General features: G+C 63.8%; 6 protein-coding genes. 1 reads left to right on the top strand and 5 read right to left on the bottom strand.

The genetic code is table 11. From position 1 onward, the window contains the following. Positions 1–149 precede the first annotated feature (149 nt). Positions 150–3263: a transglycosylase domain-containing protein gene (locus tag IB241_RS05480; protein ID WP_192297371.1), complete on the top strand. Its 3114-nt coding sequence runs from the start codon at positions 150–152 to the stop codon at positions 3261–3263. Here IB241_RS05480 and IB241_RS05485 read toward each other — a convergent pair. The 5 genes from IB241_RS05485 to IB241_RS05505 all read right to left on the bottom strand — a co-directional run bounded on the left by IB241_RS05485 (position 3225) and on the right by IB241_RS05505 (position 13455). Further along, entirely contained in the window at positions 3225–7736 is a 4512-nt protein-coding gene (locus IB241_RS05485; protein ID WP_192297373.1) for a hypothetical protein, read from the bottom strand. The two genes, IB241_RS05480 and IB241_RS05485, sit on opposite strands and share 39 nt — an antisense overlap. Positions 7737–7834: 98 nt before the next feature. Beyond that, positions 7835–9253, bottom strand: coding sequence for an aldehyde dehydrogenase family protein (locus IB241_RS05490; RefSeq protein WP_192297375.1), 1419 nt, complete (start codon positions 9251–9253; stop codon positions 7835–7837). A gap of 14 nt (positions 9254–9267) precedes the next feature. Further along, the gene (locus IB241_RS05495; RefSeq protein WP_192297377.1) at positions 9268–10593 is read right to left on the bottom strand and encodes an aminotransferase class III-fold pyridoxal phosphate-dependent enzyme; all 1326 of its coding nucleotides are present in this window, start codon (positions 10591–10593) and stop codon (positions 9268–9270) included. Beyond that, positions 10590–12107: a serine hydrolase domain-containing protein gene (locus IB241_RS05500; RefSeq protein ID WP_192297379.1), complete on the bottom strand. Its 1518-nt coding sequence runs from the start codon at positions 12105–12107 to the stop codon at positions 10590–10592. Before IB241_RS05500 ends, IB241_RS05495 begins: the two co-directional genes overlap by 4 nt. Before the next feature lie 67 nt (positions 12108–12174). Further along, positions 12175–13455: an OprD family porin gene (locus tag IB241_RS05505; RefSeq protein ID WP_192297381.1), complete on the bottom strand. Its 1281-nt coding sequence runs from the start codon at positions 13453–13455 to the stop codon at positions 12175–12177. Positions 13456–13459 lie beyond the last annotated feature (4 nt).

Consider the following 13459-nt stretch of genomic DNA (forward strand, 5'->3'; position numbering starts at 1 on the left):
ACAGGAGCATCTAACCTACCCGCAGCGACCAAACGTCGCAGCGCTCGCACAGAAACTTCCGACAAACAAAGCACAATTCCCTCACAACAAGCCCCCAGCGACTAAGCTTCCAGCAAGTCCGATCAATCTGCGTGCAGGATCAATCGACTATGGGCGCACTGTGGCAAACCGACTCGACCAAGGCTGCGAAAGTACACGGCAGTTCGGACCCAGCGCCTTCATCAAAAACCAGACCCAGGCCGCGCTACGCTTGGCGTTTGTTCTGGCTGATCGTACTGATGGGCTTGATTGCCCTGGGCGTGGCCGCCACCAAGGAGATGCGTACCTCGCGCCTGCAAGCCCAGGAACTCAGCCGCCTGGCGCGCAACCTCACCTATCAGGTCGAGCCCGGCGCCAGCGATGCCATCGACTACCCGGGTGCCGGGCCATTCGACCGGCGCCTGGGCTACAGCGACCTCGACACCTTCCTGCCGCGCCTGCTCAAGCGCGGCTACGTGATCCAGGCGCAGTCGCGTTTTTCCCCGGCGTTGATGGACTACAGCGCCAAGGGCCTGTTCGTGCCCTACGCGGAAAAAATCCAGGCAGGGCTGTCGATCACCGACTGTCGCGGCGCGCCGCTGTACACCTACAACTACCCGCAGCAGCTCTACGCCAGCTTTGCCGCGATCCCACCGCTGGTGACCAACAGCCTGCTGTTTATCGAAAACCGTGACCTGCTCGACCCCGCCCAACCCCTGGCCAACCCCGCCGTGGACTGGCCGCGTTTCGCCAAGGCCGCGTGGTCGCAGGTCGCCAAGCTGCTGCACCTGCCAGGCCAAAGTGCCGGCGGCAGTACATTGGCGACCCAACTGGAAAAATACCGCCACTCGCCGGATGGCCTGACGGTGTCCGGCGGCGAAAAACTGCGGCAGATGTTTTCCGCCGCCGTACGCGCCTACCACGATGGCCCCGAGACCCTGGCGGCGCGGCAGAACATCCTGCGCGACTACCTCAACAGCGTGCCGCTGTCGGCGGTGCCGGGGCACGGTGAAGTGCACGGCATGGCCGAGGGTTTGCGGGTGTGGTACGGCGCCGACTTCAACCAGGTCAACCAGGCGCTGTGGGGCCCGGTGAATGCCGAGCAAGGCCTGGCGCTGCGCGAGGTGCTGTCATTGATCATCGCCCAGCGTCGGCCATCTCATTACTTGACCAAGGGCCGTGACGAACTGGCGCAACTCACCGACAGCCACCTGCGCCTGCTGGCCCAGAGCGGCGTGATCGAACCGGCGCTGCTCCAGGCGGCACTGGCAAGCAAGGTCAGCTACCGCGACTGGGTGCAACAACCCACGGTACAACCGATCGAAACAGACAAGGGCATCAGCGTGGCGCGCAGCCGCCTCGCCGCCCTGCTCGACCGGCCGCTGTACGACCTGGACCGCCTGGACCTCTCGGCCACCAGCACCCTGCAAGCGCAATTGCAGGGCCAGGTCAGCGGCTACCTCAAGCACCTCGCCGACCCCGAATACGCACGCCAGATCGGTCTGCTCGGCGAGCGCTTGCTGACCGCCACCAGCACCGCCCAGGTGCGCTACAGCTTCACCTTGTTCGAACTGACCCCGGACGGCTCGCGGGTGCGCGTACAAACCGACAACACCGACCAACCCTTCGACATCAACGAAGGCAGCAAGCTGGAGCTGGGTTCCACTGCCAAGCTGCGGGTGCTCACCACCTACCTGCAAATCATCAGCGAGTTGCACGCCAAATACGCGGCCCAGGCCCCGGCCGAGCTGAAAAAAGCCAATGTGGATGAACAGGACCGCCTGAGCCGCTGGGCCGTCGACTACCTGATCCAGGCGCCGGACAAATCCCTCGCCCGGATGCTCGACGCCGCCCTCGACCGCACTTACTCGGCCAACCCCGGCGAGCGTTTCTTCACTGGCGGCGGCCTGCACACCTTCCATAACTTCCGCAGCCAGGACAACGGCCGCAACCCGACCCTGCGCGACGCCCTGCGCGAGTCGATCAACCTGCCGTTCATTCGCCTGATGCGCGATGTGGTGCGTTACGTCACCTACTCCGGCGAGAACAACAGCGCCGAACTGCTCAAGGACGACAACGACCCGCGCCGCCAGGAATACCTCGCCGGTTTCGCCGACCGCGAAGGCACCACCTTCCTGCTCAAGTTCTGGAAGAAGTATCAGAAGAAGGACACCCAGGCGCGCCTCGACACCTTCCTCGACAGCCTGCACCCCACGCCGATCCGCCTGGCTGCCGTGCATCGCTACCTGCTGCCCAACGCCAGCCAGGCGAGCTTCAACCTGTTCGTGCGCTCACATATGTCGGGCGTCCAGAGCCCGCTCAAACTCACCGACGAACGCCTGGAAAAGCTCTACCAAGACTACGGCCCCGGCGCCTACGACCTGCCCGACCAAGGCTATATCGCCAAGGTCCATCCGCTGGACCTGTGGTTGTTGGGCTACCTGCTCAACCATCCCGACGCAACCTTCAGCGACGCCGTCAAGGCCAGCCAGTTCGAACGCCAGGAGGTCTACAGTTGGCTGTTCAAGAGCCGCCACCAAAGTGCGCGGGACAGCCGCATCCGCACCATGCTGGAGATCGAGGCGTTCCTGGATATTCATCAGCGCTGGAAAGCCGTGGGGTATCCCTTCGACCACCTGGTGCCGTCGCTGGCCACCGCCATCGGCAGCTCCGGCGACCGCCCGGCGGCGTTGGCGGAACTGATGGGCATCATCCTCAATGACGGCGTGCGTCCCAGAGTGCTACGCATCGACACGTTGCACTTCGCCGCCGGGACACCGTACGAAACCCAGGTGGTCAACGACCCGGCGCCCGGCAAGCAGGTGATCCCGGTGGAAGTGGCCAGGGCGTTGCGCGGCGCCTTGTCCCAGGTGGTGGACGCCGGCACCGCCAAGCGCGTCGCCGGCAGTTTCAAGCTGGCCGACGGCACGCCGCTGGCCATGGGCGGCAAGACCGGCACCGGCGACAACCGTATCGAGGCGATTGGTGCCGGTGGGCGCATCCTCAGTTCCAAATCCATCAACCGCACCGCGACCTTTGTGTTCTACCTGGGCGAGCACCACTTCGGCACGCTGACCGCGTTTGTGCCCGGCCAGTCCGCCGAGCACTTCACCTTCACGTCGGCGTTGCCGGTGCAGGTACTCAAGGGCATGGCGCCGATCCTGTTGCCGTATCTGCAACCTGACGGCCATACCCGGTGCGCGCCCTCAGTCGACGCTGAAAAACAACTGGCGAGCCAAGGCTAGCCCGATCTGCGCACGCCGGATCTCGAGGGTTTGCTGCACTCGCCCGGTCTGCCCGGTGCGCATGCGCGCGAAGGCCTGGGCTTCGACTGCGGCCTGTGCCTGGCGGCCCAGGCGTTCCTGTTCCGGACTCTTGAGGTGAGCAGCGGTGAAGTGATCGTCCGGGCCTTCACTGCGCCCGTAGTGAAAATGCGCGAAGCACAACGGCTTGCCGGTGTGGACATCATTCACGGCATACACCTGCAAAAAATCATCGCCCTTGAGCTTTACCCGGGCGCCTTGGCGATGAACGCGCACTTCGTTGTGGCTATGCAAAAAAGCCACGTCGGTTTGGGTCAGCGTTTTATTGCGTGTGGCGCGCACGCGTGCGCTCAGCCCTGCCGCTTCAAGCTTTGCCACCGCTGCCCGCAAGCTCGCCTCGGCCGTCCGCGCATTGGCCTGCTGCACCGCCGCCAGCCGCGCGTTGTCCAGGCCGCGCAGTTTTCGGCCAATGGCCTCGGCCGCCCACAAACGGCTGCGGGCCTGAGCGTCCAGTAGTTCTTGCAGGGATGCCGCGTCATTGGCCTTGTCGACCATCGCTTCAACATGGGCGATGGCTTTATCGGTTTCTCCCAGCAACAGGTTGGCCTTTTTCAACAGGCTATTGAGTTCGGGATCGGGCCGCGCGGGTGGCGTGACGTTTTCCAGGTCCCAGACGCCGTCCTCGGCCTCGGTGAATGAACCGATGACGCTGCCGGCCGCATCCAGCATCTGAGCGGTATCTACGCCTGTGGGTTCTGGGCTCATACGCGCTACATACAGGTCATGATTGCGGGTGCGGATGATCTTGTTGCGCCGTTTCCCCGAGGTGTCAGGTGGGGCTTTGAACACCTCTTGCGCCTGCGGCTGCAGCAACCCCGCCAGTTGTTGTTCCACGTTACGGTGCAGGGTGGCCAACAACCCTTGAAGCTGCTGCAGGTACGCGAGGTTGAACCTGTCCGGTTCCATGGCACGCCAGAACTCAATGCGATCATCGGTCTGCGCAAACACATGGTCGATGCTGTCGAGCAATTCAACGCGTTCAGCCTCGCTGCTGTGCACCTGCGACAACTCGGCCAGGGAGCGGCTGGCCCAGCGGGCACGGTCGACTGTGGTGCTCATGTTCTCGAAAAGATCATCTTCGAAGGGCAGGCCCGGCACGTCGATGGCCAGGCCCCATAGCGTGGTGAGCTGCAAGGACTGCAGGTCGAGGACCGACGGGCGCACCGGCATCAACTCTGCCAGCGCCCGGGCCTTGTCGCGGCCGAGTCGGGGCACTTGGCGAAGCTCGTCGAGGTAGCGCTGTTCCAGGATGCGCCAACGAATCACGTTGTCGTGGATGACTGCCAGCTCACGCAAGCCCTGGTTCAGTTCGGCATGGGTCTGTTCGTCGCCGGCCTCCAGCAATGGTCGCAATTGCAGGTTGCGCAGATGCATGCGTGTGCGGCTGTCGGCATCCAACAACTGTATCGTCAGAATGATCGACTCCAGTATCTGGCTCAGTTCCTCTTCGTAGCGCGGCCGTGGCCCCTGGTCGCGCAGGCGCCTGAGCAGTTGCAACTCGTCCTGGCAAAGCTCCAGTTTCTCTTCCAAGGCCTTGAAGTAGCGGGCCTGGGCCTGAGTGCGCTGTTGCTCGGTGACTTCATCGGCGGGCTTGTTGGCCAACGTGCGGGCGAGTTCCATGGCGCTCTGGGCGCGAGCGCGTTTCTGTGTGGCCTGACGGTATTGGTTTTCAAGGACCTGGCGGTTGTCGACAGGCTCGATAGCGCCATCTCCCGCGCCACCGAGCAGGCGCAATTGCAGGTCAACCTCCCAGCGCCCTTGCCCCACGGCTTTGAGCCACGGCCCCCGGTGCATGCCATCCGCACTGATCACCCGTACGCGTCCATGTTCCATGCGCACGCGGAATTTATGCCCTTGCACCAATGCCAGCCAACGCGGTGGGGTGCGCTGTGTGTCGCGCACCAGTCCTTGCCAGGGCCCGCTGGTTTCAGCGCCTTCCAAGGCCACGGGCCAGGGCGCTGCAAAGCTGTGCAGGCTGAACCGTTGCAGGCGTGCCCACATCTCTGGCGTGAGGGTGTCGCGGGCATTGGCCCAGCCCGACGGCGCGAGGAACTGCGCAGGGGGCGCGATCCGTACAGGCGGCAGGGGCGGCGGTTCCGCGAGGGCCAACGGCGCAAATACCGGGTGCTCTACCTCCAGGTGGCGCCGCGCGTCATGGGGTGTGGCCTGGTGCGCCACGACCACCATCAGGTTGGCCAGTAGATCGACCAGTGCGGCATTTTTGGCCTGCTCGTCGGTGCCCTGCAAGGCGACGATGTCCTGCCGGGTGCTGTCGACCAACTGCACCAGCCACCCCACCAGCATCAGCGGCCCGGTGAGCAGGGGTTGCAGGGTGCCGAACAACAACCAGCCGACCTGCTTGAGGCTGGCCCAGCGCTGTTCGGCGTTCGACACCGTCTGACGCTCAGCCAGGCTTGCCAAGGCTTGAGCCATGGCCGTAAACAGGTGATCAGTGGGGTCGCCGACAAGCACTGACTTGCTCAGCTGTGCCGGTGCCGGTTGTTCATAACGCGTGAACTCATCGCCCTGCAGAAAATGCTGAGTGCGCGGTTCGTCAAACCCACCATTGGCATAGACCGCCTGACGCTGGGGCGCCAGCCAGGTCAGCACGCTGTCTTGCAGCGCGCCGGGTTGCCGGATCGCCTCGAACAAGGCCTTCAGCGATGGGAACTCCTGTAGCGGCGGCTCGAACAAAGGCCGATAGAGCAAGTGGGGGCCGACCTCGCCTTGCCGAGGGCCAATGATGAACATATTGGCCACTTCATCCGCCGTCGCCCCGGCGACGGCCTTGAACGCCAAGGGCCAGAATGCGTCGGACGTCGCACTGGGTTGCAGCGCAGCCCGCAAGCGCCGAAAACCTGCCTGGGTCAGCCCATGCTCACCCTTGATTTGCCATTCCAGGGCCTGCATCGGCAGCTGCACGCGCAATTGCAGGCTGAACAATTGACGTCGATTGGGGTTACCAATCAATTGTTGTTTGAGCAGTGCCGGATACCGCTGTCCGATGTCGGCCTCGGTCACGCAACGCTGGAGCAGCTCATAGCTCAACCAGGCGGGCGCAGGCTCGCCCTTGAGGCGAATCGCTTTGACGGTGTGGGCAAAGCCCACCAGGTTCTCGAGGGCCCACTCCGTCAGGCTGACGTGGAAGCGCTCCACCTGCCCGGCGATAAAACCTCCCGGCACCGGCACTGCGGCGGCAATCACCCGCTCAAAGGTCAAGCGAATATCGGCGGGGCTCAGCGCCGCGGCGCGTGCGTCCTTTCGCAAACAGGCTTGCAAGCGCTCGTTGGCATAGCCCTGCAACGAGGGGATACCGTCGAGAAAATGCCGCGCACCGCTGTGCTGGCGGGCGAGCACCAATGCTTGCAGCAATTGCGCGTAGGCGATGCACTGATCGGGCGTGGCATGGACCAGCCACAGCGGCAGTTGCTCGCGCAACGTCTGCTGACGCGGACTGAGGGCCGCTACAAACCAGCGGCGGCTGTCGGTGATCATGCCCAGTAGCGCCTGATAATCCTCGACGGAGCGCGGCACCAGGGGGTCAAGCAACGCAATCTCTTGCAACTGCAACGCCAGGTAACTGGCCGCCAGCGCGTCAAAGGGATCGCCCTGCACCTCGACGGCGAACCATTGCCCGCCCGCGCCTGCAAGCAATGGGCTGGCGTAGGCCGGCAACAGCGCTGGCAGGCTGTCCGGAGTGTCCAGGCGCTGCACACCGCAGGCCGGGCTGAACAAGAACGTCTGCGTGGCGGTTTGCAGCAGGAGCAGCGCCAGCATCTGCACCGACGCCCCGCGGCGCAGGTGCAGCGTTTGTACCCTCAGTGCCGGGCCATGGGCCGACCACTCCCGATTGGGGCGGCGGCCATGCAACGCCGACCTGGGAAAGACCCGGGCGAAGCACTCCGCGCTCATGCCCGGCGGCGGGGGCGAGTCGTAGAGCAACGCCAGCAACTCATCGGCCAGGTAGCCCCAACGCGTCATGTGCAACGGCAGCGGCTCGTTCCACCACGCCTGCAGACGCCGTGAAAAAAACCCCAGCAGGCGCGCCCCGCAGCGGTTGATCAGGCCTTCCAGCTCCGCCAGGCTTGGGCCGCCCGGCGCATAGGTTTCCCGGACTCGCTGCACCACATGCTGGTAGCCCTCGGCCAACAACGTGGGCCGCGCGGCTGCCAGACGCGCCATCACCAAGTCGGGCAAGGAACGATACGGGCCGTCGGGTGTGGCCAGGTAAATCAAACGCGCAGAATAATTGCGTCCCGCGCAGTACTGGTCCAGGTAGGCCTGGGCACAGTCTGCGGCGACGGTTGTCAACGAGGGAGGGTCGTCGAACAGGTTCAGCACCTGTTCGATATGCACCTGGCGCATGGCCGCCGGGGGTGTCGAAGTGAGAGTCATCGGGGTTTCTCTATCGAGGGTGAACGCCAGACCCTACTCGCGCTCGCACTGCGACTCGCACTACACAAATACCGCCCCGTCGCCTGTCGCTCAAGCCGTTAATACCCAAACAACGACTTGCTCTCCAGGTATTCTTCAAACCCCCACTCACCCCATTCCCGGCCATTACCCGACTGCTTGTAGCCGCCAAACGGCGCGGCCTGGTCGGCCCGGGCGCCATTGAGATGGACCATGCCGGTGCGCAGTTGCCGCGCAACCCTGCGGCTGCGTTCGAGGCTGGTCGAAGTGACGTAACCTGACAAGCCATAAGGGCTGTCGTTCGCGATGGCAATCGCCTCGGCTTCGCTGTCGTACGGCATGATCGCCAGGACCGGGCCGAAGATTTCTTCACGCGCCACGAGCATGTCCGGGGTGACGTCGGCAAATACCGTAGGTTGCACGTAGTACCCGCGTTCAATCCCCCGTGGTCGTCCCAGCCCTCCGGCGATCAATCGCGAACCCTCGCCGATGGCCTCAACGATCATGGCCTGAACCCGCTCAAATTGCAGGGCGTTCGCCACAGGGCCGATGGCGCAGGTCGGCTGGCTGTCGTCGAAACACACCTGCGCCAGCACTTCCTGGACGATATCAATCACGGCCTGTTGCTGCGCGCGCGGTACTAGCAGGCGCGTCGGCGCATTGCACGACTGGCCACTGTTACGGATGCACGCCTGTAACCCGTGACGCACCGCGCTAGGCAGATAGGCGTCGTCGAGCAGAATATTCGCGGATTTGCCGCCCAGCTCCTGGGACACACGCTTGACGGTATCGGCCGCCGCCTTGGCCACTGCGATGCCGGCGCGGGTCGAGCCGGTAAACGACACCATATCCACCTCGGCATGGCTGGCCAGCGCAGCGCCAACCACCGGCCCACTACCGTTGACCAGGTTGAACACCCCCTTCGGCACCCCGGCCTCATGCAGGATTTGCGCGACGATATGGGCCGACAACGGCGCACACTCACTTGGCTTGAGTACGACGGTGCAGCCCACCGCCAGGGCGGGTGCGAGCTTGCAGGTGAGTTGATTGAGTGGCCAGTTCCAGGGGGTGATCAGGGCGCACACGCCGATAGGCTCACGCACCACTAGCGTCTGGCCCACGCGGCGTTCGAAGCGATAATCGCGTAGCACTTCCAGCGCCTGCACCAGATGGCCCAGGCCGGCCGGCACATGCGCACTGCGGGCCAGGGACAGCGGCGCGCCCATTTCCAGGTGAACCGCTTCGACCAGCGCTTCGCTGTGGAGTTTGTAGGCCTGGATAATGCGTTGCAGCAGGTCGACACGCGCCTCAAGCGAACTTGCTGCGAACCCGGCAAACGCTTGCCTGGCCGCGCCGACTGCGCGGTCCACATCGTGGCTGTCGCCAAGGCTGATGCGCGCAACCACCTGCTCGGTGGACGGATTTACCACGGGCTCAATGGCCGTGCCGTGAGGCTTGACCCAGGCACCGTCAATGTAGAACTCAAACAGATCCGACATACCTTGGACTCCCTTCAGGCGACGTGTTTCAGGGCACTGGCCAGGGTGTCGAACACCTGGGCGATCTCCTGCGGGCTGATCACCAGCGGCGGCGAAATCACAATGGTGTCGCCCGAGCCGCGTACCAGCACGCCGTTGTCGAAGCACCACTGCGCAACCTCGCTGCCACGCGCACCGGGGAAACCAGGGCGCGGCTCGAGTTCGACCGCGCAGAGCAAACCGATCGCGCGTACGTCCAGCACCGGGCCGATGCCCTGCAGCGCGAGTGCGGTGGACTGCCACAGCCCACTCACCGCGCTGACGTGCTGGTTGATGCCCAGTTCACGATGCACCTCGAGGGTGGCCAACCCGGCCGCACACGCCAGTGGATGGGCTGAATAGGTGTAGCCGTGCATCAGTTCGATGACATTCTGCGGCCCGGCCATGAACGCTTCATACACCGCGCCACTGACCAGCACGCCGCCCATGGGCACGGCGCCGTTGGTCAGGCCCTTGGCGGTGGTGATCAGGTCCGGCAGTACGCCGAAGGCTTGCGCGGCAAAGGGAGCGCCGACGCGGCCAAAGCCCGTGATGACCTCGTCGAAAATCAACAGCACGCCGTGCCGTGTGCAAATCTCGCGCAAGCGTTGCAGGTAGCCTTGGGGCGGCGGATAAACCCCACCGGAGCCGGTCACCGGCTCGACAATCACCGCGGCCACGGTGCTCGGGTCCTGGATGTCCAGCAGTTGTGTCAGCGCATCAGCGTAACTGGCGCCCTGCTGCGGCTGCCCGACGCTGAAACGCATGCCCGCGTCATACGGCAATGGCAGGTGCGAGACCTCCCCCAGCAGTGGGCCAAAGTCACGTTTCTGGCGGCCGATACCGGATACCGACAGCCCACCGAAGCCCATGCCATGGTAGCCCTTGGCACGCCCGATAAACTTGGTACGGCGGCAATCACCACGCGCCTGGTGATACGCCCGCGCGATCTTCAGCGCGGTATCCACCGCTTCAGAGCCGGAGTTGGTGAAGAACACCTGCTCCATACCAGCGGGGCTGACGTCGATCAATCGCTCGGCCATTTCCAGGGCCTGGGGGTGGCTCATCTTGAACGACGAGACAAAGTCCAGGCGCCCCGCCGCTTCGCGAATGGCTTCGACGATTTTCGGCTGGCCATGCCCGGCATTCACGCACCATAGCCCCGCCATTGCGTCGAGTACGCGGCGCCCATCGGTGGTGGTGTAGTGCATACCCTCGGCGCTGGCGAACATCATCGGTTGTTGCTGGAACTGGCGCATCGGCGTAAATGGCGCCCAGAACGCGCCCCGCGCGGAAACTGAAGGGTTGGAAAGATCGGTCATGGCGACTCCTGCAAAGCGATGGTTGGATGGCCGGTCAGCGTCGGGCGCTGCAATGGGCCTGCGTTTACGTTGACGCTGCGGTCCACGTACAAGGTGCCGTGTTCGAGACGGCAGGTGACCCGATCACAAAACGCCGTCTCGACAAACTGCCAGGTCATGCTCAACACCCCGTCTTCGGTCCAGCGCGCCTGCGCCACCACCGGGGTGAGTTGCGGCTGGTATTGGTGATGCAGATAGTGGCCGGTCATGCTGGTCTGGGTTTCGATGCCGGCGCTCAGCCCGGCACGGATGCAATGGGTGCCACGGGGGTCGGTGAGGTAAAAGTCACAATGCTCGGGCCCGAACTCCAGGCGCACTTGGCTGACCTGGTCTTCGTTGGCCTGCATGACGAACGTACCGCTGAATTGAGCCTGGCGCGGCGAGCTCGCGGCGCCAGACATGACCGGCCGCTGTTGACGCGCCAGCAGCGCCGCCAGCCCGGCATCCAACGAGCCTTCGCTGGGTACGTCCAGCGCGGGCAAAAGATGCTCCCAGAGCAAGCTGTGCAAGCGCCGCTCGCCCAGGGCAAGCCCCGCGGTAAACGCAATCACCGTGTTATGGCGAGGTAACACAATGCACTGCTGGCCAAACACGCCGGAGGCGTAATACCCACCGTGCAGGGTCATCCACCACTGGAAGCCGTAGCCTTCGCGGCGCGTGACAGAGGCGTCGCTGGACTCGTCGCGGCTCAGGTAGCGTTTGCCATCGAAGGCGCCCATCCATACATCATCGACGTGCCCACGGGTCGCTTGGGCCACCCATTCCCGGGACAACAATTGCTGCCCCTGCCAATGGCCGTGCTGCAAGTGCAATACGCCGAACTTGAGCAAGTCTTCGGTGCGGCAACTGAGGCCATTGCCCCCGGTGTTGAAACCGCCAGGTGCCAGGTCCCACTCGATGGGGCCCATGCCCATGGGTTGGAAAATACGTGCGTTGCACAGCTCGAACGCCGTCTGGCCGCTGACCACGCTGACAATCGCCGAGAGCATGAAGCTCGACGCACTGCTATAGATAAACCGGTGCCCTGGCGGGTCTTCGACCGGCTCGTTGAGGAACAACCGCACCCAACTGTCACTGCGCCCACGCCAGGCGCCACCCGAGATGCCCTGGCGATGGCCGGTGCGCATTGTCAGCAAATCCCGCACGGTCATGGCCGCCAGGTTGGCGCTGATGGATGCCGGGCAATCGGCGGCAAAAAAATCCACCACCTTGGCGTCCAACGACAGCGCGCCGTCATCCACCAGCAGCCCGACGGCCATGGACACCCAGCTTTTGGTCGCCGAATGCTGGACGTGCAGGCGTGTGGCGCAATAAGGCGCCCAAAACGCTTCAGCTACCACCGCGCCATCGCGGTACAGCATGAAGCTGTGCAACTCCAGGTCCGCAGCGTTCACCGCTTCGATGAAATCACTTACGCCACGCGCCGATACGCGTTGTTGACTGGGCGGTGCCCGCCGCAACGGCAAACTCGTCATCTGATCTATCCCCTCATGTCCACTGCTTGGGCGTGCAACAGGCTGTGCCTGTTGCACGCCATTCCCGCTACCAGAGCGCCACGGTGTAGCCCAGGATCACTCTGTTTTCGTTGGTGTCACGGGCGAAGTTGCTCGTGGCGCTGGCGTTCTGCCAACGCAGCGAGACATCCTTGAACGTGCCGCTCTGCACCACATAGCCGAGGCTCACGTCCCTCTCCCATTCGCGTCCTTCGCCGTTAAAGCCAATGACCTTGGCGTTGTCGCCCTTGGCATACCGCGTCGAGAACAGCAGGCCCGGAATGCCCAGCGAGGCGAAGTCATAGTCATAGCGGGCATGCCACACGCGCTCGCCGGTCTGGGAGAAGTTGGCCAGTTGATATTCGGTGAACAGGTAGGTGTTGGTACCGTCCACATAGGTGAACGGCGTCGAACCGTACTGTTCCTGGTAGCCGCCGCTGAGGTTGTGGCCGTAGAGGCCATAGCCGATGCGCGTGCTCAACGCCCGGTTATCCACCTTGCCGGCCAGGGCCGCAGCGTCTTCACTGGCGCTGAAGTAGCGGACATCGGTCTTGAACGTGCCCGGGCCCCACTTGAAGCTGTTTTTCAAGCCCAGGTAATGCTGTTGGTACAGGCTTTCCAGTTGCGCGAACTGGTAGGTCACGACGGTCGTTGGCGTGAGTGCATACTCGCCACCGGCGTAGCGAAATTCATCGCTTTTCGCGCTGCTTTTGTAAGCGCCGTACTGGCTGGTAAGCCCCATATCTTCGTAATGGGTTGAGTCGCGCTGCTTGACCTGGTCCAGTTGGCCGGCGGTCAGTGTCAGCTTGTCGATGTCCTTGGAGGTCAGTGCAGTACCGCTGAAGCTCTGCGGGAACAGGCGGCTCAGGTTCGGCTGCAGCGTCGGCAGGTCAGGCACCATGTAACCCACGCGCAACTCGCTTTTGCCCAGGCGCGCCTTGCCGGTGAGGCCCAGCTTTGAGTAGTTGTCATGGGCTCGGCGGGCGTAGCTGGGGGAGCCTGGCTCGGCCGTGCTGGAGCGTGCCAGCAGCCCGGTACCGGAGTTGTCAGGGCTGGAATCGAGCTTGATGCCCAACATACCCACAGCGTCCAGGCCAAAGCCCACGGTACCGTCGGTAAAGCCCGACTCGAGCTTGAGGATAAAACCCTGCGCCCACTCGGCTCGCTTGTTCTGCCCGCTGGACTCGCGGTAGTCGCGGTTGAAGTAGTAGTTCTTCAACTCCAGCGCCGCTTTGCTGTCGGCGACGAAGTCGGCCTGGGCAAACAAGGGCATGAAACCGGCGCCCATGACGCTGGCACTGGCGACAACTTTGTTGATGCGGTTATTCATGTGT

It is taken from the genome of Pseudomonas sp. PDM05, assembly GCF_014851685.1.
Taxonomy (GTDB): domain Bacteria; phylum Pseudomonadota; class Gammaproteobacteria; order Pseudomonadales; family Pseudomonadaceae; genus Aquipseudomonas.